Origin of the sequence: Pseudomonas sp. gcc21, assembly GCF_012844345.1 — a bacterium.
Taxonomy (GTDB): Bacteria; Pseudomonadota; Gammaproteobacteria; order Pseudomonadales; family Pseudomonadaceae; genus Halopseudomonas.
Window position 1 is genome coordinate 1,911,057 of record NZ_CP051625.1, and the last position, 23,884, is coordinate 1,934,940.

General features: G+C 56.5%; 21 protein-coding genes. 5 read left to right on the plus strand and 16 right to left on the minus strand.

All coding sequences use genetic code 11. The annotated features are described in order from the left end of the window. Positions 1-42 precede the first annotated feature (42 nt). Complete coding sequence (locus tag HG264_RS08845) at positions 43-1,488, plus strand: TolC family outer membrane protein (RefSeq protein ID WP_169407314.1); 1,446 nt, start codon at positions 43-45, stop codon at positions 1,486-1,488. A gap of 184 nt (positions 1,489-1,672) precedes the next feature. Here the strand turns inward: HG264_RS08845 and waaA are convergent, their stop codons facing one another. After that, a complete protein-coding gene (gene waaA / locus HG264_RS08850) occupies positions 1,673-2,938 on the minus strand; it encodes a lipid IV(A) 3-deoxy-D-manno-octulosonic acid transferase (protein ID WP_169407315.1) in 1,266 nt (421 codons plus the stop codon). Positions 2,939-3,038: 100 nt separating this feature from the next. Between waaA and HG264_RS08855 the strand changes: the two genes are divergently transcribed. From HG264_RS08855 to HG264_RS08865, 3 genes are read left to right on the plus strand one after another with little or no spacing between them, the layout of a single operon-like run. Beyond that, a complete protein-coding gene (locus tag HG264_RS08855) occupies positions 3,039-4,214 on the plus strand; it encodes an FAD-dependent oxidoreductase (RefSeq protein WP_169407316.1) in 1,176 nt (391 codons plus the stop codon). Next, entirely contained in the window at positions 4,211-5,023 is an 813-nt protein-coding gene (locus HG264_RS08860) for an aldo/keto reductase (RefSeq protein ID WP_169407317.1), read from the plus strand. Before HG264_RS08855 ends, HG264_RS08860 begins: the two co-directional genes overlap by 4 nt. Positions 5,024-5,037: 14 nt before the next feature. Beyond that, positions 5,038-5,913: a metal ABC transporter ATPase gene (locus HG264_RS08865; RefSeq protein ID WP_169407318.1), complete on the plus strand. Its 876-nt coding sequence runs from the start codon at positions 5,038-5,040 to the stop codon at positions 5,911-5,913. Positions 5,914-5,923: 10 nt separating this feature from the next. Here HG264_RS08865 and hldE read toward each other — a convergent pair whose 3' ends face one another. Continuing rightward, entirely contained in the window at positions 5,924-7,354 is a 1,431-nt protein-coding gene (gene hldE, locus HG264_RS08870) for a bifunctional D-glycero-beta-D-manno-heptose-7-phosphate kinase/D-glycero-beta-D-manno-heptose 1-phosphate adenylyltransferase HldE (RefSeq protein WP_169407319.1), read from the minus strand. Between the two features lie 44 nt (positions 7,355-7,398). Beyond that, positions 7,399-9,183 carry a lipid A export permease/ATP-binding protein MsbA gene (gene msbA, locus HG264_RS08875; protein WP_169407320.1) on the minus strand — a complete coding sequence of 595 codons (1,785 nt, stop codon included), beginning with the start codon at positions 9,181-9,183 and terminating at the stop codon, positions 7,399-7,401. Between the two features lie 132 nt (positions 9,184-9,315). On the opposite strand from msbA, the gene HG264_RS08880 reads away from it, so the two are divergent. Beyond that, positions 9,316-9,912 carry a toluene tolerance protein gene (locus HG264_RS08880; protein WP_169407321.1) on the plus strand — a complete coding sequence of 199 codons (597 nt, stop codon included), beginning with the start codon at positions 9,316-9,318 and terminating at the stop codon, positions 9,910-9,912. Between the two features lie 210 nt (positions 9,913-10,122). Here the strand turns inward: HG264_RS08880 and HG264_RS08885 are convergent, their stop codons facing one another. From HG264_RS08885 to HG264_RS08945, 13 genes are all read right to left on the minus strand, one after another. Continuing rightward, positions 10,123-11,415 (minus strand): O-antigen ligase, encoded by a 1,293-nt coding sequence (locus HG264_RS08885; RefSeq protein ID WP_169407322.1) that lies wholly within the window; start codon positions 11,413-11,415, stop codon positions 10,123-10,125. After that, positions 11,352-12,305 (minus strand): glycosyltransferase family A protein, encoded by a 954-nt coding sequence (locus HG264_RS08890; RefSeq protein WP_256663833.1) that lies wholly within the window; start codon positions 12,303-12,305, stop codon positions 11,352-11,354. The genes HG264_RS08885 and HG264_RS08890 overlap by 64 nt, the downstream gene beginning before the upstream one ends. After that, positions 12,257-13,159: a DUF6625 family protein gene (locus HG264_RS08895; protein ID WP_169407323.1), complete on the minus strand. Its 903-nt coding sequence runs from the start codon at positions 13,157-13,159 to the stop codon at positions 12,257-12,259. The genes HG264_RS08890 and HG264_RS08895 overlap by 49 nt, the downstream gene beginning before the upstream one ends. Continuing rightward, positions 13,156-14,295, minus strand: a complete 1,140-nt coding sequence (locus tag HG264_RS08900; protein WP_169407324.1) for a glycosyltransferase — start codon at positions 14,293-14,295, stop codon at positions 13,156-13,158. The genes HG264_RS08895 and HG264_RS08900 overlap by 4 nt, the downstream gene beginning before the upstream one ends. A 256-nt stretch (positions 14,296-14,551) precedes the next feature. Then, complete coding sequence (locus HG264_RS08905; RefSeq protein ID WP_169409074.1) at positions 14,552-15,676, minus strand: glycosyltransferase; 1,125 nt, start codon at positions 15,674-15,676, stop codon at positions 14,552-14,554. A gap of 133 nt (positions 15,677-15,809) precedes the next feature. Further along, the gene (locus tag HG264_RS08910) at positions 15,810-17,249 is read right to left on the minus strand and encodes a lipopolysaccharide kinase InaA family protein (RefSeq protein ID WP_169407325.1); all 1,440 of its coding nucleotides are present in this window, start codon (positions 17,247-17,249) and stop codon (positions 15,810-15,812) included. Positions 17,250-17,256: 7 nt separating this feature from the next. Then, positions 17,257-18,021: a lipopolysaccharide kinase InaA family protein gene (locus HG264_RS08915; RefSeq protein WP_169407326.1), complete on the minus strand. Its 765-nt coding sequence runs from the start codon at positions 18,019-18,021 to the stop codon at positions 17,257-17,259. Further along, positions 18,018-18,764 (minus strand): lipopolysaccharide kinase InaA family protein, encoded by a 747-nt coding sequence (locus tag HG264_RS08920; protein WP_169407327.1) that lies wholly within the window; start codon positions 18,762-18,764, stop codon positions 18,018-18,020. Before HG264_RS08920 ends, HG264_RS08915 begins: the two co-directional genes overlap by 4 nt. Then, positions 18,761-19,576: a lipopolysaccharide core heptose(I) kinase RfaP gene (gene rfaP, locus HG264_RS08925; RefSeq protein ID WP_169407328.1), complete on the minus strand. Its 816-nt coding sequence runs from the start codon at positions 19,574-19,576 to the stop codon at positions 18,761-18,763. Before rfaP ends, HG264_RS08920 begins: the two co-directional genes overlap by 4 nt. After that, positions 19,573-20,694: a glycosyltransferase family 4 protein gene (locus HG264_RS08930; protein ID WP_169407329.1), complete on the minus strand. Its 1,122-nt coding sequence runs from the start codon at positions 20,692-20,694 to the stop codon at positions 19,573-19,575. The genes rfaP and HG264_RS08930 overlap by 4 nt, the downstream gene beginning before the upstream one ends. Beyond that, the gene (waaC, locus tag HG264_RS08935) at positions 20,694-21,755 is read right to left on the minus strand and encodes a lipopolysaccharide heptosyltransferase I (RefSeq protein WP_169407330.1); all 1,062 of its coding nucleotides are present in this window, start codon (positions 21,753-21,755) and stop codon (positions 20,694-20,696) included. Before waaC ends, HG264_RS08930 begins: the two co-directional genes overlap by 1 nt. Positions 21,756-21,758: 3 nt before the next feature. Beyond that, the gene (gene waaF, locus HG264_RS08940) at positions 21,759-22,805 is read right to left on the minus strand and encodes a lipopolysaccharide heptosyltransferase II (protein ID WP_169407331.1); all 1,047 of its coding nucleotides are present in this window, start codon (positions 22,803-22,805) and stop codon (positions 21,759-21,761) included. A 69-nt stretch (positions 22,806-22,874) separates the two neighbouring features. Continuing rightward, positions 22,875-23,804 carry a branched-chain amino acid transaminase gene (locus HG264_RS08945; protein WP_169407332.1) on the minus strand — a complete coding sequence of 310 codons (930 nt, stop codon included), beginning with the start codon at positions 23,802-23,804 and terminating at the stop codon, positions 22,875-22,877. Positions 23,805-23,884 lie beyond the last annotated feature (80 nt).

Sequence of the window (23,884 nt, forward strand, 5' to 3'; positions counted from 1 at the left end):
TTAGCCTTGGCGGATTATTCTATCCATGCGAAGGAACTCTGCATGCTCCGCCCCCTTTATGTCGCTGTTCTGATGGTGGGCCTGTCTTCGGGCCAGGCAATGGCCAAAACGGATTTATTGACGATCTACCGGGAAGCTGTTGAAAACAGTGCTGACCTGGCAGCCGCCGAAGCGGATACGCTGGCCCGTCAGGAAGCCCTGCCCCAGGCGCGAGCACAGCTGCTGCCCAACATCGGTGCGGCGGCAGGTGCAGCGCGCGAGCGTCTGGAGATCGACGGGGTCGGCAGTGACCGGTATTCCACCCACTATTATCAGGCGAGCCTGGTTCAGCCGTTGTTTCGCGCCGAAAACTGGTTCAACTATCAGGCTGCCAAATCACTGAGCGAGCAAGCTCGGGTCGAATTTTCCGCTACCCAGCAAAGCTTGATTCTGGAAGTGGCCGTCGCCTATTTCAACGTGCTGCGGGCCTCGGATAATCTCGCATCAGCCCGCTCGGAGGAAGCCGCCTTCGAACGCCAGTTAGAGCAGGCTCGGGAACGGTTCGAAGTGGGTCTGTCTGCACGCACCGATGTACTTGAAGCCCTTGCCGGATTCGATACCGCGCGTGCCGCACGGCTCAGCGCACAAACCAATCTGGATATCAGCTTTCAGGCCCTGACGCGCCTGACAGGCGAGCAATATGACGAACTGATTGGTATCAGCCACGACTTGCCCATCCTGCCCCCTACCCCTGGGGATCTGCAGCAATGGGTAGATACTGCTGCGGTGCAGAATCTGGAGTTACAGGCTTCGCGACTGGCTATCGACAGCGCAGCAGAAACCCTGCGCAGCAGCCGGGCCGGCTATGCACCCACGGTGGATGCCTTTGTTCGCCATAGCAGTAATTTTGGCGGCCGCGCCTCGGCCAGCAGCACCACGGGACGCACCGGTAGCACGGATACAGACACTACCTCTATCGGCGTCGAGCTCAATCTGCCGTTGTTCACTGGCGGAGCCACCACCTCTCGGGTACGCGAGTCCAACTTCCGTCTGAGCCAGGCAGAACGCCTGAGCGAAGCGCAGCTGCGCCGTGTCGTTGAAAGCACCCGCAACCTGTTTCGCACTGTCACGTCCAGCGTTGAAGAAGTCGAAGCGCGGCGCCAGGCGATCATCTCTGCCAACGCTGCCCTTGATGCGACCCAGACCGGCTACGAAGTCGGCACGCGCAATGTGGTCGACGTACTGGAGGCCCAGCGCAACCTGTACCGCGCCGTGCGTGATTACAACGACGTGCGGTATAACTACATCATCAATAACCTGGACCTGAAACAGGCCGCGGGGACGCTCAGTCCGCAGGATCTTCGAGAGCTGTCTCAATGGCTCAACCCTGACTACGATCCAAACCGCGACTTCATCCCGCCTTTCAGCGACGAGGAAGTCGAGCGCATGTCCATGGGCGGCCAGCTGCCCGAGTCGTCCGACCAGTCGCGGATGCGGCGCAGCTTCTAATAGATTTTCTTGGTGTATCGCTTCCCCGCTGCATGACTGCTTAGGTGCAGAGCAGCGCGGATAGCACCAGGATCCATTTCCCTTCAAAGGAAGCCAGGCGTCTGGTTTTCAGCGAACCGAGCTTCTTAGTGAAACGGGAGCTGGATAGCGCCAGTCCGGGTGCGAGGCAGGGTCGAGCGGTTTGTTAACGCGGCTCGATAAGCTCCGCTATACCGGCAAGCAACCGGGCCAGGGCGCCCTGATTCTCCAGCACGACATGTTGCCCTGCGGCGCCGGCCTTGCTCCGCTCGGCAGGATCTGCCAGATAACAGCAAACCCGCTCAGCCAGCTGTCCCGCGTTCTGCACGACTGTCAGCGCACCAGCCTTTTCAAGCAGATCGCTGACTTCGGTGAAATTGAACCGGTGCGGACCAGACAAGACGGGCAGACCCAGCGCCGCGGGCTCAAGGTAATTGTGACCACCATTAGGTACCAACGATCCGCCAACAAAGGCGGCATCAGCGCAACCGAAGAATTGCATCAGCTCGCCCATAGTGTCGCCCAGAAACACCTGATCCTGAGCCGAAGGCATGCGCCCGGCGCTACGTCGTACCGCCTGCAATCCCGAATCACTGATCAGCCGGGCGACGCTATCGAAGCGCTCGGGATGGCGGGGAACCAGGATCAGTAGCGCCTGCGGATGTTGATCCAGAACGCTTCGGTGCGCCTCAAGGATCTGTTCATCCTCTCCGGCATGGGTGCTTGCTGCAATCCACACCGGCCGCCTACCCCAGCCGGCGCGCCACTGCTCAGCCTGCGCCTGTTTGTCCGGATCGGGCTTCAAGTCGAACTTGATGCTGCCGGTAACGCTCATTGCCTGCACTGGCACGCCGAGTGCCGCGAAACGATGCGCTTCAGGCTGACTCTGCACCGCGACCCAATCCAGCGCCGCAAACATCGGTCGAGCCAGCGCAATGATTCGTTGATAACCACGTGCGGAGCGCTCTGACAAACGCGCATTGGCGAGGACCACCGGCACGCCGGCGGACTTGCACCCAGCCACCAGGTTCGGCCACAACTCGGTCTCCATGATGATGCAGACCTTGGGCGCAAGCCGTCTGATAAAACGGCGTTGTAGCCATGGCAGGTCATACGGGAGATACGCATGTCCCACCCTATCGCCGAATAGCTTGCGGATTTGTGCCGAGCCGGTGGGCGTCATGCAGGTGACGGTGACCGGCAGCTCAGGATAACGCTGCATCAGTTCCTTGATCATCGGAGCCGAAGCGATCGACTCACCGACTGACACCGCATGAACCCAGATTCCGCCGGGTCGAATATCACCTTTCATGGCGAAACGTTCCTGCCAACGCCGGGCATAGGCTGGCGCGCGCCAGGCTCGATACAACAGCCGGCCCAGTATGACCGGCAACAGCAGCGTAAAAACAAGACTGTAAATCAGGCGCACCATGACCATGTCCCTATCTGAAATGCGGCATAGAGTAGCAGATGTGACCCGAGGCACCGGCAGTGTCTATACTAGGAACCTTTTTAGGACACCTGCAAAATTTATGAGCACAACCCTGGAAACCGACATTTGCATCCTCGGCGGCGGCATCGCCGGTTTATGGTTGAATGCTCGGCTGCAACAGCTCGGATACAGCACTCTTTTGATCGAGCGAGGCGCGCTGGGAGGCGGCCAGAGCAGCAAGTCGCAGGGCATCATTCATGGCGGCACCAAATACGCATTGCATGGAAAACTGAGCCTGGCCGCAGAAGCCATCGGCGGCATGCCTGAACGCTGGCGCGCCTGTCTGGACGGTACCGGGGAACTGGACCTCTCAGGGGTCAGGCTGCTATCCGCGAATCATTACCTGTGGTCGCCAGGCAGTCTGATCAGCAACATGGCGGGCTTTTTTGCCAGCAAGGCGCTACGCGGCCGGGTCGATACGGTCAAAGGTTCCGAGCGTCCCGAGATATTCGATAACCCTGCTTTCAGGGGGAAGGTCTATCGATTGGCCGAACTGGTGCTTGATGTACCCGATGCCATTCGCCGTCTTGCGGAACTGTCTGGCGACAGTCTGGTAGTTGACGCTTCGCCCCATGTGGAACGCAGGCCGGACGGCAGCATCGAAGGCATCGCCATACACGATCACCTGATCAAAGCTCAGCGTTATGTACTGACCGCCGGCGAAGGCAACGAAGGCTTGTTGAACAGCTGGGGCGTTGATCAACCAGCCATGCAACGCCGGCCGCTGCACATGGTGCTGATCAAGGGGCCGAAGCTGCCAGCGCTTTATGCGCACTGCCTGGGTAGCAGCCCCAAGCCACGCGTCACTATCACTACGCACCCCTGCGCTGATGGCCAATGGTGCTGGTATCTCGGCGGCGAGCTGGCTGAGCAGGGCGTTGGCCTGGCGCCTGACGAACTGATTGCCAAAGCCAGAAACGAGCTGGCCGACCTGCTGCCCTGGGTGGACCTGAGCCAGACGCGCTGGACGACGCTACCCATCAATCGGGCCGAGCCCGCACAGAGTGGCTTGGTGCGCCCGGATACGGCTTATATGCAGGCAGTGCACAACGTTCTGGTGTGCTGGCCCACAAAACTAGCGCTCACGCCCAACCTCAGCGACCAGATACTGGCCGAACTCGATCACCAGGCGATACGCCCAACCATCCCACAATCGAACGCCGGCCTCCCACGACCCCATATAGCCACACCGGTGTGGGATATCTGCTTCCCATGAACGCCTTGCATAACCACCACAGACAGCTCGGCAGCACGGGCTTAACGGTCTCCCCCTTGGGGCTGGGTACGGTCAAGTTCGGTCGCAATCAAGGCGTCAAATACCCCAGCGCCTTTGACTTGCCCAGCGATGCACAGGCGCTCGATCTGCTCGCACTGGCACGCGAGCTTGGGATCAACCTGATCGATACGGCGCCTGCCTATGGCAGCAGTGAAGTCCGCCTCGGCACGCTCCTCGCAGGCCAACGCCAGGATTGGATCCTGTGCACGAAAGTCGGCGAAGAATTCACTGACGGCGTATCCAGCTTTGATTTCAGTGCTGCCCATACTCGTTATTCCATCGAGCGCTCACTCAAACGACTCCGCACAGACTACCTAGACCTGGTACTGGTGCATTCGGATGGCAACGATCTTGATGTCTTATCCGAAGGCAGCTACGCAGAACTGGAAGCCTGTCAGCGTGACGGATTGATCAGAGCCTTCGGCTTCTCGGGCAAAACGGTCGAGGGCGGAATCAGCGCTCTGGAGCGTGGTGATTGTGCAATGGTCACCTTCAATGCCAACGAACAAAGCGAACGCCCGGTTCTCGACTATGCTCAGACGCACGGCAAGGGCATCCTGATAAAAAAAGCCCTGGCCAGTGGTCATTTGTGTTTGACGGGCGATGATCCGGTTAGCGCTGGGTTACGGTTGATTTTTGAGCATCCTTCTGTAGCGTCTGCAATTATCGGCACCATCAACCCAAAGCACCTCGAACAGAATGTTGCAGCGGCAGTCAGCGTACTGGATACACTTTCCAGCCAACCCTAACGTCGGTACACCAGATGCCTCGGATCATCGCACGGAAGAACCCGGTGGTATTCAAAACCCAGGCGCTTCGGGTGCAGGCGAGTCCCGACAGGCTTCGGTATACCCCGGTGGGCAGTCCGCTCAGCTTTACCCAGATGCAAGCGCTGCGAGTGCCGATAGCCATCGATGACCCACACCACTTCGATGTGACTGTCGCCAATCTGGGCGTGTCTGCTGATCTGATACTTGAGTGGCACGGGCGGAATTTCAAGTTACTGGTTCGCCAGGAGCGACCCGACCATGGCGATGAGGTGTTGAAGCTCATTTCCGGTTATGTGCCTGCCCATGAACTCAGGGTTCCGCTACTCACAGCCATGACCGAGATTGCCGAAGAGCTGTTGTTCGAAGGCCCGCACGGCTGGTTCCAGGGGCGTTATCAGCAAACGTGGCTGCCGACACCCTATGCGAGCGACTTGCCAGTCGATACCAGCCTCGCGTTCGAGCTCACACCTGACCGGGGTCATACGCGCCCCGTTTGTTGCGGCAACCAGCCGCTGCTCGAACGGCCACGCGCCTATATCCATCTGCCAAGCAATTCATTGCAACTGGTCTACTCGATGCGGCTGACGCTCCCCACAGGGTGCGACCAGCTTACAGCTCTGCATGCAGACGAGGTGTTCGATAACCAAAGCGGCGAACTACGGGCTCACCTGGATTACAGCCAACCGGATCTGTATTTGTGCGAGCTGCGAAAAGAGCGATTACCTGAGCAGATTTACATACTGAAGAAAGGCGTTCTGGTCGCAGAGAAACCTGGCAGGCTTCAGCTGAGTGAAGCCATGGCCGAGCAAGTTGGCTGGGTGATCGAAGCTGAGCGATCAGCCTGGCCGGAGGGGTTGGCCAGGCTATAAATCGCCTGGATCAGCTATCTGATTTCTCGCGAATACGCTCGACAATCGCGGTGGTGGAACAGCTTTCCACGAAGTTCAGCACGCGAACGTCGCCGCCGTATTCCTGAACGATAGGCGCACCCACCACCTGATCCACACTGTAATCGCCGCCTTTGACCAGCACGTCCGGCTTGATCTGTCTCAGCAACTCCTCGGGCGTGTCGTCTGCAAAACAGGTCACCCAGTCAACCGCGCCCAACCCTGCCAGCACCGCCATACGACGGTCCACAGCGTTAATCGGGCGGCCTGGCCCTTTGAGCCGCGTAACCGACGCGTCATCGTTGATCGCCACGATGAGCCGATCACCCAGGCTGCGCGCTTCCTCAAGATAGCCTACGTGTCCGGCATGAATAATATCGAAGCAACCATTGGTGAAGACAATCCGCTCACCATGCGCGCGGGCATCCGCAATCGCGACCAGCAATTGCTCGATACCCAATACACCGCGTTCACTGCCCTGCTCACGCTGCACAGCGCGGCGCAATTCGGGCGCGCTGATCGCTGCAGTACCCAACTTGCCGATTACGATACCGGCAGCCAGATTGGAAAGCGCAACAGCACGAGGCAGGGATTCACCCGCGGCCAACGCCGTGGCGAGCGTGGAAATAACCGTGTCCCCCGCGCCTGTGACATCAAATACTTCACGGGCCCGGGCCGGCAAATGGAGAGGCGGCTGCCCCTTGCTCAACAGCGTCATTCCCTGCTCACTGCGGGTAACCAGCATAGCGTCAAGCTCCAGCTGCTCCACCAGCGCCATGCCTCTATCAACGAGCTCCTGCTCGCTGGCACAGCGGCCGACAACCGCTTCGAACTCGGACAGGTTTGGCGTGATCAGGGTCGCGCCCTTGTAGATGGTGAAATCTGTCCCTTTCGGATCAGCCAGAACCGGAATGTTCTTCGCGCGCGCCAGGGCTATCAGCTCCTGGTGATTGACCAATGCGCCCTTGCCATAATCCGATAGCACCATGACTTTGACCTTGTCGAGCAGGCCACGCACGGAATCCAGCATTGCCGCACCGTCCGTTGCAAAGGGCTCTTCAAAGTCCAGCCGGATAAGCTGTTGATGACGGCTCAGCACGCGCAGCTTGGTGACAGTCGGGCTCGACGCGTGCGCCTGGAAATCACAATATACGCCGGCAGCGTTCAATGTCTGCCGCAGACTTACCGCCGCTTCATCCTCACCAGTCACACCTACAAGCCAGGCGGGTGCGCCCAACGCTGCGATGTTCAGCGCCACGTTACCCGCACCGCCGGGGCGATCCTCTATCTGATCAACCTTGACCACCGGGACCGGCGCTTCAGGGGAAATCCTGTGGGTTGGCCCATGCCAATATCGGTCAAGCATCACATCGCCTACTACCAACACCGGCGCGGAATCAAAACGTGGCATGGTCAACTTCATAGTGGTTCCCGTTCAATCAGCCCCGCGGGCTATATGGTATGTGTTCAGGCGTGCGGCGCATCGTCCTGGAACTGCATGCTGTGTAGCCGCGCATAATAGCCATTCTGCGCGAGCAATTCAGCATGACTGCCACGCTCAACAATCTTGCCCTGATCCATCACCAGGATGATGTCTGCCTTCTCGATTGTTGAAAGCCTATGCGCAATGACCAGCGTAGTCCGGCCTTGCATAACGTGATCCAGCGCGCTCTGAATATGACGCTCCGACTCGGTATCCAGTGCGGAGGTCGCCTCGTCAAGAATCAACAACGGCGCATTCTTCAACAGCGCCCGGGCGATCGCCAACCGCTGGCGCTGACCACCCGACAGAAGCACGCCATTTTCGCCGACCATGGTGTCCAGCCCGTCTGGCAATTTATCAATGAATTCCTTGGCGTAAGCCGCTTCCACCGCCCGTTCGATGTCCTCTCGGGGCGCACCGGCGAGATCTCCGTAGGCAATATTATTCGCGATCGTATCGTTGAACAGTGTCACGTGCTGAGTGACCAGCGCTATGTGACGGCGCAGGTTGCGCAGCCGATACTCTGAGACATCAACCCCGTCAATCAGGATGCGGCCCTGAGTGTGCTGGTAGAAACGCGGAATCAGGCTGATCAGCGTCGACTTGCCGCTTCCAGACCTTCCTACCAGGGCGACCATCTGGCCGGGCTCGACGGAGAAGTTGATGTCCTCGAGAACCACTTTATCCGTTTGCGGGTAATTGAAATGCAGATCACGCACCTCTATGCGGCCGCTTACCCGCTCCGATTCGTAGGTGCCGGTATCGGTCTCGGGCTCTTCATCCAATTGTTCAAAAATGCTTTCCGCTGCAGCGATACCCTTCTGAATGTTCGCACTGACTTCAGACAACTGCCTAACAGGCTTGGGGAGCATGCCGGCTGCAGTGATGTAGGCAACCAGATCACCAGCGGTGGCTTCGCCGCGCAGCAGCAGCACGAGAAACATGACAAACGCCATAGAGCCGTAAGTGACCAGCTGAAGGCTGGGCGTAAATACCGCCCCCGTGCGGGTCATTTTCAGACCCCGCTCCCGATTTGCTTCGCTGGCCTTGTGAAATCGTTCAGACTCGTATTGCTCACCGCCAAAACTGCGGACCACCCGATAACCCGTAATGGTTTCGGAGGTGACATGGGTCACATCACCCATCGCTGTCTGAATCTTTTTGCTCTGCTTGCGAAATTTCTTGCTGGTGCTGGAAACCATGACGCCGATGACGGGCAGGATCCCCATTAATACCAGCGTGAGCTGCCAGTTCATCCACAGCAGATAGCCAAACAGGAATATCACCGTCAGCCCTTCCCGGAACACAACCTTGATGGCATCTGTCGCCGCGCCGGTGACCATGGTGACATTGAAGGTCACCCGCGAGACCAGATGACCCGAGTTGTGGTTGTCAAAATACCGATTGGGTAGCGTCAGAAAATTATCGAATAGCGCAGTGCGCAGATCGTGCACGATGCCCAGGGACACCTTGGCGATGTAGTAATTGCCCAGAAAGGACCCAATACCTTGATAAATCGAAACCAGAACAATGAACAGCGGAAAGCCCCAGATCAGCGGATAGCCAAGAAATTCACCACTTGACCCCGCGGTTAGACCATCAACGAAATATTTCAACATCCAGGCCATCGCCGGCTGGCTGGAGGCGAAAATCATGAAGCCCAGAATGCTGACGGCAAACGGGATCCAGTAGGGCCTGACGTAGCTCAACAGACGGAGATAGATGCGTACGCTTGAGCGGGTAAAGCTTTCGTTTTGAGAATCCGACATAGACGCTTCGCAATAATGAGTCAGGGCCGGAGTTTAACACAGCCCAAGCGACCACTCTTGCGCGCCCCGGAACAGACAGATGAGCCCCTCGACCCGATGCTGTAAACTGCCCTTTTTTCCCGGGAAGGCAGCATGCAACCACTGGACTTGGCGCAATATCAGAGCTGGCGCGCGAATGCCGAGATTCTGGAAAAGGATCGGTACGGCGAAAAGGTGCTGCGCCTGGCGGACGGGACATTTCTCAAACTATTTCGCCGTAAAAGCTGGTTGTCGAAAACGGCTTTCTATCCACCAGCGAAACGCTTCGCCGACAACGCTGCCGAGCTCGAACGCCTGAACATCCCATGCCCCTGTGTTCTACAGCTTTACAAGCTGGAGAACCCTTACCGCTCTGTGGTCCACTACGACCCGCTTCCAGGGCTCACCCTCCGTCAGTTGCTTAACCTGGCGCCGGACAGAGATCAGGTAGAGCTGTTCGGACGCCTCGCCGAATTCATAACGCTCCTGCACGATCTGGGAATCTATTTTCGGTCGTTGCACATGGGCAATATCGTATTGACCCCCGAAGGCCGCTTTGGACTGATCGACATCTCAGATATGCGCTGCCTGGGCCGCCCCCTTTCGCAACAGATGCGCGCGAGAAACTATCGGCACTTGATGCGTTATGAGGAGGATTGGTCACTGGTGAGCTCAGCTACCAAAGCCCTGTTCGCGGCTGAAAAGAAATAACGGAGCGAAAGCCAGCTGACGCAAACATATGGCCGCTAGGAAAAGAGTGAATCAACAGGTCTTCGCCGTTACAGAAGTATTAGAGGTGTCAAATCGTATCAAAGCGGCTTCAGACACCCTCTAAATAAGATCCGGATGCCCTTTCAACTGTGGATACCTGTTAAAGAAATCACTCTTCAGTGCACCGCCGGGTCTTGATTGAATGATCTGTTAGCGACCGGACAAACTTTTAGACCCATCGCGCGCCGATACAACTATCGCCAGAGCCAGGCCAAGGGGAAGCCATGAAAAAAACCAATCCGGACGCGGTGCCGTCCACAAACTATTCCCATCAAACATTAAAGCTATAGAGCAAAACAACATAATCTTCAATAGAGCGGAGCCACAGGGAGTTTTTCTATGATGCCAGCCAACTTTCAAACAACAACCCCAGATCCAAAGCCAGATAAGCAGCCCTACCGCTCCAAGCTCTAGTCCCACATGAAGGAAAAGGTTGTGGCTGTGAGGAAAAACCCATTCCTCTACAACAACGTCGTACTCTGTTCCAAGGCCAAGCCCGCCAATGGGTCGGTCTAACATCATGCGGACGCTTTCAAAAAAAATTTCGGGCCTGTAGGACGTGCCTCGCTCCAAGATAATTGATTCAAACTGCCAAAATCCGAGACCAGCGAACGCGACCATAGCCACCGATGCTATCCAGACCACAACTCCTCCCTGCAACATAGCAAATCCGAGCTGCGCCCCCAGCAATGCGGTCCATAACCCACGACTTTGTGTCATCACGGCATAAACAAACAATAGAACTAGACAAGCGAGCCACCCCGCTCGCGCAGCTCGGGAAACTGGGGGAATCGATGACAACCAGAGGAGGCTGATGGCTATCAGATAACCCCCGATAATAGGATGGTCGAGCAACCCTGTTCCTTCAAGCCGGGTGGTCAGAGGCAGCCCTTTTATACCGTAGAAAGAGATAAGCGAAACCAATGCAGCGACGGCCAAGCCTATTCCGGCAACTCTTAATATCAGAACCAGACGATCGACATTATCTCTCGCTACAAAAGCAAGTCCAAAAAGAAACAGGGCCACGTAAACCAACCGCTTGAGTTCACGAAACGGATCGATATTCTCCGCCCATAAAAGACTAACCCCAGCCCACAAAAATATTAGCGTAAGCCCCGCTATTAATGGTTTCGCCGCGGCAAACAGATTGCCATAGGCTTCTCGTTCACGGAAGCAGAGAATTAACGCAGGAATCCAGAAGAGAACGATCAGGATCTGATTATAAGGCTTGCTGGAGGGCGCTAACGCAACGCCCAGCAAAAACCAAAGAACTCCCAACGCCAGCCAGCCTCGCAATGTTCCATCAAGATTTAGCTCAGGGCCCCTCGTCGAATACAGTTTACCGACGCGCTCAATGAAGGAGGAGTCTTCCTTGACACTCAAATTTTCTTCTCCGGCTTGAACAACAGATGCCTCACCCGCCGCAACGTTTTCATATCCCATTGCCGCAACGGTATCTGTCGAAGAAGTGACCAAGCAAAAGACTTATCTTCAATCACAGCGAACCGCATAGCTTTTACTAGTAATCGCGCCTTTGCAGACTCATAGCCGGGATAAGACTTATACATATCGATAAGCTTGATTCCATAACCAAGTTCTGCCTTATACTGGGTCGAGAGACTGCCGTGATGCTTACGATACAAGGTTATTATGTCAGACAACACATCGATCCTGTAGCCTTCATGGGCGACTTTTAATGTCATCTGGAAATCTTGTACCTTGATATCGGGATCATACCCCCCGACTGCATCCAACGCATCTCTTCTATACATGGCCAAGTTACCACCGACAACAAGTGCACACTCTAGCGCAGCCTCGAAATCGTAGGAACAGACCTTTTTATTTTTTGCTTTACTTGCCAGAAGTTTACCGTCCTCATCAATCCTGACAGCTCTACCTCCGAGACAACCAACAGCAGGATTATTCTTCAGGTAGGCGACCTGAAGGCTCAGTCGGCCCGGGACCATCAAATCATCCGCATCAAAGGTAGCAACGAACTCTCCACTTGCCCGATCCAGACCGTAATTCAACGCCGAACTGACACCGGCATTTTTCTGAGATACAACTTCGATATGTTTAACGAGACTTTCTTTTCCATGACACTCAAGTGCTTTATTTATGGCTTCTAGACTACCATCGGTTGAACCATCGTCAACAACGATCAGTTCAAAGTTTAGGTAGTCTTGTTCCAATATGCTCGCTATCGCGTCGCCAACATAACGAGCGTAGTTGTAACACGGGACAATAACGGAAACCAATGGATCAGACGGGGAAGTTGGGTGCATTACTTCGCCTCTACCAGAGGAGCCCACCCGGAGGCGGTGATTTTCCATCCCCTTTCCTCAATCAACCCTGCTGGGCCCATCAGATCAGCTTCAGATTCCTGCGCCCATTCGTTTTTTTTCCAAGAAAGGAAGTGTAGATACGGAAAGTTCTTACCGGTCTGAAGGCTGTTTGTCAGCTCCCCGTCCAGCCAGAACCATGCGCAGGGCAGCTCCCGTTGGCCATCTTGCAGAATGGTGAAAGTGCTATGGGCTTCTATGAACTCACTGCGTACATACCAGTTATTGAACCGCGCGGCAAAACGGCGGAGCGACTCCGGCCAATTTTTATGTCTGATGAAAAGCCTGCTGAATGCACCTTCGTCCAAGGCTTGATGCTCAGGATTGCTAAAGCGTTCGCGCCATTTTGGAATAAGACGATAAGCCTCCCGCATCCGACGGGTATTTCTTACAATGCATAAATGTCCGGACACCCGTCGTTCATGTGTAGAAAAGAGATCCTTCGCCTGCAAGCGCTCAGCAGTGAAGTATTTTCTTAGATTCCCGTAAATGACGTCTATATCCCCGAACGCCCAGAAATCGTAGCTCTCGATGGCCTCCTCATGGATATGCCCCAAAGCCGGCTTGATGTCACAAAGTTTGTAGGGGTTATCGGGATAAAATTCTACACCCAGGCGTTCACTAACAAATTCGCAATAGTCTGCATAGGACGTTTCCACAAACCGTACATTCGCGGGCAGGAACGGTGGGATGCCGCAGTCTGAGAAAAACAGCCAGTTCACATCCGGATTACGGCGACAGCTTTGCAGGAAAAAGGGAAACCAGAACGGCCACGCACCAAAATAAGGGATAACGAAGCAAATACTGGGCTCGCCAGCTGACATATCTGATGGGGAATAATTCATATATTGAATGAAAAGCGCTTGTTGATAATGGATGAAAATCTTTCTCTAGCGGCATCATCTGAAAAAAGGGACTCCAGCGGAGCGTCCCTCATCGCTGCGAAGCCATTTAAACAGTTGCGTCTCTGATACTCTTTGAGAATACATTCTCTCAGCGCCGCCGGGTTTGCGAAGGGAAAGAGCTGTCCGTAGCCTTCTACCACTTCCTTCGCGCCGCCATTGTCTGCGCAAATAATGGGTATATCTGCTGCCATGGCCTCAAGCAACACCATTCCAAACGGCTCATGATCCGACGTAAGCGCAAAAACATCGAATGCCTTGAAAAACCGCCGCGCATCGGGAACCTGCCCTAGAAACAAGACTACATCCTTGATCTCTAGATCTGCAGCGAGTTGGCGTAGTTCAGCTTCAAGCTTACCCTTGCCAATGATTACCAAAAGACTATTTTTCGGAAGCTCTGAACGAGCCTTGGCGAAACCGCGAATCAGGGTCGCCTGGTCTTTATCCGGATGGAGACGGCCGACGTTTCCGATGATCCAGGCCGATTCAGGCAGCTCCAGGCTGCGTCTTGCGGCTGCACGCGACAACTGTCCAGTGCGCACTGCGTCGATGTCGATGCGGTTATAGAGCGTTTGAACACGACTGGATTCTTTTGTACCCAGACTGTCCATGACATCATCACGGACAGAATCAGAAACACACAACAACAATAGTCGCTGTCTGAAAATATTAGCTAACAACCGCCGTGATCTTCTACGGTATACCCCGAATGCGTGCTGGATACCAATGACAGGCAATGAGGTCGCCAGTAGCGCAACGTATGTTGGCTTGAAACGATGGGCTATGCACAGCTGATACTCTCGGGCCGCTGCTATTTTTCTTACAGCGGTGATCGCACCCAGCTTAAGCCCTCTCAGCTGCCGACTGGAATAGTCAAGGAACACGACTTCATCAGACGCCGAGCCGCGCCTGACCTCTTCGCTAGCGACGCCAGTGAAATAAACCGTGCAGACTTTATATTCAGTGTCTTTGAATAAAGCAGCATACTGCCTCGCGCAATCCATGAAAGGTCCGTCATATCCATGACACAACTGCAAAACCCATTGGGCGCCGTCCGCACCTGAGTCACTAGCGATCATGAGACCCTCCATTGCGGATATAACCTCAAAGGGGATGCTTGTCGAACGCAGCGCACAGACAATCGGTTTCCGGGAGCGCTACGGCTCCGGAAACACTTGTTGTGACATGAACTACTCAGGAAAGATTTAAGGGCGCAGGCCTGTCGCGCAATGCTCGAAATCACAACGTTGCCCTTGAAAAAAGGGCGAGTATATCCTGCTAAGCGATCCGGATGGAACCGCCGAAGGGAGTTGTCCGACTTCTGGCCAGTTCCTTCTACGCAGTAGCTGCGACCATCGACAGCCCCCAAAAGCGCTTCTTACCAGCCGCATCAGAGAATTCATTGATCAGTTTTTTGCGCATGGCCTGTCGCTGCTCCTCAACGGCGGGATCTGCAGCCTCTGACGCCTTTACCAGGCATCCGGCTAATGCTAGCCCATCGCCCTGCCGAAACAGCTGACCTGCCCCGTCTACCACTTCCCGGGCACCACCGCAGTCGCTGGACACTACGGGAACGCCAGCTGCCATGGCTTCTAGCAGAACCATGCCAAATGGCTCATGGTCGGAACTCAATACAAACACGTCGAATGCCTTGAAGTACCTGCGTGCGTCGGGGACTTCACCTACGAAGAAGACGCGCTTGGAGATGTTCAGTTGTATCGCCAAGGACTTCAGCTCTTTTTCCAGCCTTCCACGACCCAGGATGGCCAGACAACTGTTCTTGGGCAGGTCAGACAAGGCTGCTGCAAACCCTTTGATGAGCGTCGCCTGATCCTTGTCTGGATGCAGCCTTCCTACATTCCCGACGATCCAGGCGTTCTGTGGAAGCTTGAGCTGCTGCCTGGCCTCCGCACGGTCAAACTGCTGGGCTTGGACCGCGGGGATATCGATGTGGTAGTAGAGCGTTTGGATGCGCTCACTGGGCCAGTTTGGGAGGCGTGCTCTGATAGCGTCGCGGACCGAATCAGACACGGCCAATGCCTGTATACGCTTACGGTAAGCCTGAGCGAATAAGCGCCGATCGAGTCGATCATAAGCGCCATACGCATGGTGCACCCAAATAATAGGCAATCGAGTAGCGAGACAGGCGATATAAGCCGGCTTCGACCTGTGCGCGATACATAGTGAGAAGTTTTTCGTTTTGACTATGCGGCGGATCTCGCGAATCGCACGCAGCTTGATTCCTTTCAACGCTTTGGATCTATATTCGAGAAAAATGACCTCATCGGACTGGCATGCAGTCACGACTTCGTCGCTCGGCTCACCCGAAAGAAATACCGTCGTAACTTTATAAGGCGTATCCGCAAACAAGCTCGCGTATTGCCGAGCATAGTCCAGAAAGGGGCCCCCGTATCCATGGCAAATCTGCAGGATATGGCGTGATTGTGGTCGGTTGTTCATGATTTCTCCATGATCTTGTTCGGCTTGCGAGTCAGAAACCATGGTGAGAACCATGAACAGACTATGCCTTAAATCCTAGAGTCATTAGTACCCAATCGCCCTTTTTGGTTCACACCAATAGCGAAAAGTGATTTCAGAGGCCAGCTGAACGCGGAAGTTGCGAATCAAGCCACATCCCAAGCGGACTCCCTGCGGGCCAGTTGCGCAGGAAACGCGCCCGATCAGCCTCCCACGCTTTGCGCCAGGCCGAACTGTCGGTTTCGTAGAACCGCATCCCATCCAGGTCAATCAGAACGATTTCTTCCAGACGCCAAAGCAGGTTGGTTGCTTTGCAATCGCCGTGGCTGATTCGCGCATGAAAAAGCTGCCCAAACAATCGGAGTAGCGCTGCAGCCTCTTCCTCCGTAGGCGTCCTGTCGCCATCAGTACCGAAGCGCTCCAGCAGGTTAACCCCGGAGCAATATTCGGTGACTAGCCAGGCTGTACTGCGGAGCGGGCCATTACGCTGCTCGACCATCGCCAACGGAGTTGGCGTGGCGATGCCGAGAAACTGCAGCCGATGCGCCGAGAGCCAACAGTGCCATGCTCTGCTTGGTCGCCAGAAGCGCTTGAGCCAGTGAATTGCATTCTTGATGTTGTAGCGTTTAACCACAACCTCTCGTACTCCGGTTGAAGCCAGGGCCACGGTGCTACTGCCGCCATCCTTAAGCAAGGGTTGTTGGGTGAAGCATTGGTCTGGCGCGTCAAGCAGACGTTCCAGCTCGACAACATCGCTGCGCCGACATACCTCAAACCGTCCCCAATCACGCTTTACCGCAAATTCCGTGCAATCGCGCAGTGACTTGTCGAGGTAGTTTTCAAGGCGGAGTTGGCGCTTGGCGCCTATCAGTTTCGCGAGATTCTCGGGGTGGATAGCTTGATGGGGGTTTGTCTCAAGATAGGCGAGCAGCAGCTGTTCCACCCACGCGTCCCAGCCGGGGTTCAGCTGCGCGAAGAAGATAGCCAGATTCTCTTCAGCCTGCTGGGCGGTTATCGGCTGCCCCTGGCTGAGAACCTCCACCGCATCACCATCAATGACCTGCAACGCGCCATCATGCATAAGAAAATTACCGAGATGCAGATCGCGCTGCACCAGCCCTTTGGCATGCATCGCAGCGATACCTGTCAGAGCCAGACGCAGCAAACGCAATGCTGGTTCGCTTCCTGCGGGCTCGTGGCTCAGGGCGTCCCATTGCGTTTCGAGACTTTCTGCTCTTTCAAGAAATTCGGTGAGCAGATACTGACCACCGCCCGGGAGTGCACCCTGGCTGATGATGGCTGGCGAGGCAAGTCCCGCGCCAAGCACCGCCTCGATACCCTCCAGCTCCCGAACACAATGCCGTTTCGCAGCCGGCGCGATGAAGAGCTTAGCCAGAACGGGCTTGCCGGCCAGCTCGCCCTGCGCAACCAACCGCTTGGCCGGCAAAATCCGCAACCAGCGGTGAACAGTCAGGTCGCCGCCGTCCGTAAGTGGCACGCTGAAGGGTGCCGGCGGGTTGCGTTCGGCGCGACGTAATTGCTCGGTGATATTCATCGTTTGATTATTCCGGCGAGCGACGACTGAGTATGCGTATCAACAGCTGGCGCGCTTCGTCATCCAGACGCGACCGGCCCATATATGCCAAAAAGAACCGCAATTGCTGGCTATTGGTGGCCACCTGGGTACGCCGATGCAGGCTGCTCAAGTCTCTGACACGGTCCCGTTCGCCGAACCAGGCTCTGCGGGTCTCTTCCAGATCAATCAGCCGTGCACCCGCGCCGTCGCCGTCCAACTTGAGGAAAATCTGTTTGGGATACAGGCTGTTATGCATCTTGCCGGCGTTGTGTAATGCGCGCACCAGCGCAGCGGCCGCCATGATCAGGTCTTGCTTGCCCTGCCATTCCAGGTCGGGCCAACGTTCGAACCAGATATCCAGTGAGCGGTATTCATCCAGCGCGCGAGTCAGCAGAATGGCCTGGTGGTTACCGTCCTGGCGACGCTGAGCGAAGAATGCAGTTTCAAGTGACGGGATACCCAGGTGGGCGAAGCGCTGGATGAAACGAAATTCGCGCGCATAGATTGGCTCACCCAGAGGATGCAACCGGCTGCGTACGAGCTGGTTCTCCTGACGTTTGAGATAAAAGGTCTGCAAATGCCCATTGATGTCTTCGAGCTCAAGCCGCACAACGGTATTCCAACCACCCCGGCGCATTACTCGCTTGCTGCTGGCGTTGCATCGGCAGTTCCATAGCCCCTCGAAATTATCAAGGCCATGACGTGCCAGTACCTCGCGGGCGTTGACTGCAATGAAAGGCGACTCGCTCATTCTCGCCCCTTGAAGAAATTCAATACTGCCCGAACCTGTTTCTTGTCCGCCGGCGACAGCGTGGGTCTCTCGATATAGTCCAGAAAGAAGCGCAGCCGCTGCGTTCTGCTCAGGACGCGCTTACCCAGTTTGTCGAGACAGGCCAGGTCCTTGATTATTCGATATTTCAACATGGGCCCCACCCAGAAATTCCCACCGGGGCAGTCAATCATATAGACGTCTGGAAATGGCTTCTCGTCGACCAGGATATTGCGCCACTTCAGGTCGTTATGAGCAAAGTTCTGGTCATGCATCATGCGCGTGGCATGGGCAATCTGCCTCGATACGTGGGCAACCCATCGCTTGCACAAAAACCGGGGGTCACGGTTCTTGGCAATATTCGCCATGTCCGACGTCCCATGCAGATTCTGGGTGATAAGTGCACCCCGGTGAAAGGCGCCGTCACGCCGCTCCAGCCCGAAGCCAACTACCGTGGCGGACGGAATACCCCAGGCATGAAAATGCAGAAGGTTTTCCCATTCTGCCTGGACCCGCGGACGTCCGATGTAGCGGCGCAGATTCTTGCCCGCGCCCGTGTAACGCTTCACGTAATAGTAGCGATTGCCAACCCATACCCGATGAACCGTACTGATAGGGTCGGTCGTTATCAACTCGCCTTCCAGCGCAAAAACTGTATCCAGATCAGCGAACAGTCGTCCGCTGACACCGGTTGCGTATTCAGGATTGAGGGTCCAGCCGGTCATGCATCACTACCCGGGGCATATTTGCGCTCGAAGCGCGTCTGCAGCCGTGCGGCCTTGCGTTCCAGCATGCTCAGCAGCACTGCTTCTTCTGTAAGGATCTGACGCAGCGGCCGATCAAAATACACACGCAGAAAGCGCAGCTTGTCGCGCTCCGTCAACCCTATGTTCAATGCAGAAAAATACAGCCCGGCCAGATCCTTGTCCCGCCAGCGACGTGGCACGCTGGGACGAATCTGCGCACGATGCAGATCAATCAACGACAACCGCAGATTGCTCGCCGTCGGCTCGGTGTCTGTGTGCAACAGGAAATGGCAGATGTAACAGTCGCGGTGATTGACGCCCGCCTGGTGCATCTGCCGCGTCATCGTTGCCACTTCTTCGATCAGTGCGCGTTTGAGGGCAGGATCAGGCGGGTTGCTGCGCCAGTTGTGCGCGTAGTCTTCAAGGCTGATGGTCGGCGCCAGCTCTTCAGTGATGATGAACGAATGCTGGTCGGCTGGATTGGCCCCTCGCTCACCGAAGGCCACGGCAGTCATGGTCGCGACACCCGCTGCGTTTAGCGCCTGGATCGCTTGCCATTCCTGACCTGCACCCAATACCGGTGCTTTAAGGGTTAGCCAGTTCTTGAAGATCTCACGCCAACCAACACCCCGGTGAATCTTGACGAAATAGCCCCGGCCATCGACCACGGTGCGCAAGGTACGTCGCGCCTCAAGCTCGCGGAACACTTCACCCTGAAGCTCTTCAACTTCAACAAAGGCATCGCGCCCGCTCCAGAGCGTTTTGAAGGGTTCGGCCAGTATCAGCTTCAATCCATGTCTCCCAGAATCACATCGGCTGCTTTTTCGGGCAGGCTATACAAATCGGCCTGATCGGCAAACGCCAGCGCCTGGGCATGCCAGCGGCCTCGTACCTCATCGTCTTCCAGCATGCGCGCCAGCCTGCTGTTCAGTTGATGCTGACTGAATGGGCTCGGCACCACCAGACCGCAATCAGCCTCCTCGATGTAATGCGCATAACCGCACACGTCGGTCGTCAGCACAGGCAGACCGGCAACCAGGGCTTCGAGCAGCACCGTGCCAGTGTTCTCGTTATAGGCCGGGTGAATCAGCAGATCAGCGCCTAACAAGAAGCGTGGAACATCATCGCGACCCTGAAGGAATTCTACGCGATCAGCTACACCGTCAGCCTTGGCCTGCGCTCGGAAACGCCGTGCATCATCCTGCCCCACCACCATCAGCCGGGTCCGCGCTCGCAGGCCGGCAGGCAGCGAGGCCAGTGCGCGTATCGAGCGGTCCAGGCCTTTGGTCTTGAAGCCCGAGCCGATCTGTACGATCAGCAAATCCGTATCGCCAAGTTCAAACTCACGGCGGAACGCGTTACGGATCTGCTCTGCATTGGCAGGCGCCCGGCGATCCGGGGCGATACCCGGTGGCAGCAGATGGAACCGCTCCGCTGGGGTGCGGTAGTACTGCATGAACAGCGGTTGCTGCACCTCGGAGATCATCAATATTTCGGTACGCGCGGCAGGAGAAAACACCGCTTTCTCGAATGCCGAGTAATGTTTGTATCGTGCACCCAAGCGGTACAGCGGGCCGCGCTGCGTCCGCGCCTTGTGCTCATAGCAGGGGTCGGCGGCATAGTACACATCCAGCCCGGGCATCTTGTTGAACCCGATCACGCGGTCCACTGGACGTCGCGCCAGATCGGCCTGCACCCAGGCGGCGAAACGCTCGTTGCGACGATGATTGGTCAAAGCCTTGACCGGTACCCGTTGCACGTCGAAGCCTTGCGGTATATCACCCTCCCAGGACAACACATAGACCCGTACTGCATGCCCACGGACCTGACACACCTGCGCGATACGCATGAAATCACGTTGCAGCCCGCCGTACGGGAAGTACTTATAAAGGACAAAGGCCAACTGCATCAGTTTGCACCCTGTTTCAGCAGCGATAGCAGTTCTGCCTGGATGCGTCGCGGATTCAACCGGGTAAAACAGAACGGCTGTTCGCGCTGCATATCAAACTCGCGGGCTTCTTCAGCGGTGGGTTTGTAAGTGCATTGCTTCTGCATGCAGGGCACGCAGGCTGGGTAATCAGCAGCCAGGTGACGCTGTGCCGCGCCATAAGCGCCGGTGAAGCCGGGGTTAGTCGGACCAAAGAGCGAAAGCGTAGGCACATCAAGCGCGGCCGCCAGATGCCCCAGTCCTGTATCGACCGCAACGCAGGCAGAAGCGCCTGCGAGCATGCTCGCCATCCCCGCCAGCGACATGCGCGGCAGCACGTCGACGCCAGGCAAATCAGAGGCTATGCGCTCCGCACGTTTTTTCTCCACATCGTTGCCCCAGGGCAAGCGGACCTGGAGATCCATCGACACCGCCCACTCAGCCAGCTGGCGCCAGTAGCTCTCGGGCCAGTGCTTACTGTCCCAGGTAGTGCCGTGAAGAAACATCACATAACGCAGATCAGATTTGTTCCCGGCCAAGCTCCGGCGGTCGAGACCGTAATCCCCGATCCGCTCCGGTACGCTGTAACCTAGTGCCGCAGCAAACAACTGGCGCACCCGCTCCACCGCATGCTGCCCCCAGGGCACGTCGATAGCGTCAGTATAAAAGCGGCTTGCTAATGGTTCGCGTGCGGAAGCCTTGTTGAGGCCGACCACGGGCGCCTTGACGTAACGCGTTAGCAGAGCGCTTTTGAGCAAACCCTGGGCATCAATTACCAGGTCATACGACGTGGCGCGCAGACGTTGTTTGAAGCGTGACCATTCACCGCGGCGCAATGTCTGCAACGGACTCTTGCGCCAGCGCCTGATCGCGACCGGAATGATTTCAGCGACCGCCGGGTGCCACGCGGGAATCTCCGCAAAGCCCTCCTCGACAACCCAATCGAACCGGATGCCGGGGATGGCTCGCTGCGCGTCGGTCAAGGCCGGCAGCGTATGGATAACATCGCCCATGGACGACGTCTTGATCAGCAATACTCGCATCAACTACACATCCAGCGGGTCGGCCAGCGGATCACCGACCAGGCGGTTCAGGGCATCGACCACCAGCGCCGGCTTCAGGTCGCGAAGGCAGTTGTAGTGCCCAAACCGGCAAGTACGATCGAAACAGGGACTGCAATCAAGCCCAAGGCGTACCGACTCCACGTGCGAAGCAAGCGGCGGGGTAAAACCTGGCGACGTAGAACCATAGACAGCCACCAGCGGCCGATCCAGTGCCGCTGCGACATGCATCAGCCCTGAGTCATTGCTGACTACCGCAGACGCGCAGGACATCAAATCGATCGCGTCAGCCAGACTGGTTTCGCCGGCCAGGTTGGTTGCCTCTTCCCGCAGCCCCGGAATCAACCGCGAGCGGATATCCTCGGCTACGGCGTGATCATTCTTCGAGCCGAATAACCACACCTGCCAGCCCTGGCGAATCTTCTGATCGGCGACACTGGCGTAATGATCCACCGGCCAGCGTTTGGATTCACCGAACTCGGCACCCGGACACAACGCCAACACAGGGCGGTCGAGCTCCAGGCCGAAGCGCGCAAGCGCGGCGTCGCGTGTGGCGGGATCGATTTGCAAGGTCGGACGCGGATAGGGCTTGCTGAGTTCATGGTCGCGCTCAAAGGCCAGCGCCATGAAGCGCTCGATCATCAATGGATAACGATCCTTGTCCAGCTTGCGGATATCGTTAAGCAGACCGAAGCGCATTTCGCCGCGCCAGCCGGTGCGCTTGGGAATGCCGGCAAAAAAAGGCACCAGCGCAGATTTCAGCGAGTTGGGCAGCAGGATCGCCTGGTCATACTGACCGGCCAGGCCTTTACCAATGGTACGGCGGGTCTTGATGTCCAGCACCCCATGCCCCAGCGGAAAGCTCAGTGCATTACGCACTTCCGGCATGCGTTCAAGAATCGGCCGACTCCACTCAGGCGCCAGCACGTCTATTTCGCAATCAGAGCCGTGACCCAGCTTAAGGCAAGCAAACAGCGTCTGCGCCATGACCATGTCGCCGACCCAGCTGGGACCAATAACCAGAATTCTCATAAGCGTTAAGCCTCAAGCATTAGCGAAGACCGGAGGCAGCAGGTTGTGCCCCCGGCATCGAGCTTCGGCTCAGGACTTACGTACCAAGGTACGCCATTCAGCGTGGGCGCCGCTCTGGCCGTTGACCAGGTCGAAGTAAGCCTTCTGCAGCTTGCCGGTGATGGGACCGCGGCGGCCTTCGCCGATCTGACGGTTATCCAGTTCGCGGATCGGGGTAACTTCTGCCGCTGTACCGGTAAAGAAGGCTTCATCGGCAATATAGACTTCATCACGGGTAATGCGCTTTTCCACAACCGGGATATTCATTTCTCCGGCCAGGGTCAGCACTGTGCTACGCGTGATGCCGTTCAGGCAAGCGGTGACTTCTGGCGTATAAATGACGCCGCCCTTGACGATGAATATGTTTTCGCCGGAACCCTCTGCAACGTAACCTTCCGGATCCAGCAATAGTGCTTCCTCAGCACCACCGGAAACAGCTTCCTGCAGCGCCAGCATGGAGTTCATGTAGGCGCCACTGGATTTGGCGCGGGTCATGGTGATGTTGACGTGGTGACGGGTAAAGGAGCTGGTGCGGATCTTGATGCCCTGCTCCAGCGCCGCCTCTCCCATGTATGCACCCCAGTGCCAGGCTGCAATAGTGACGTGGACCTTAAGGTTATCGGCGCGAATACCCATACCTTCGGATCCGTAGAATACCAACGGGCGGATGTAGGCCGTTTCCAGATTATTGTCACGCACCGTGGCGCAGATGGCGTCGTTGATCTGCTCTTTGGTGTACGGAATTTTCATGCCCATGATGTGGGCGGAATCGAACAGGCGGTCGGTGTGCGCTTCCAGACGGAAGATTGCGGTTCCGTCCGGGGTGTTGTAGGCGCGTACGCCTTCAAATACAGCCATACCGTAGTGCAGCGAATGCGTCAGTACATGGACGTTAGCGTCACGCCAGGGCAGCATTTCACCATCAAACCAGATAACACCATCACGATCGGCCATCGACATAGCAGCCAGCTCCATTCATTAATCTTTGTCTAATATTCATTCGGTTCTTGGTCTGACCAGGCGTGCCCGCGTGAACACGG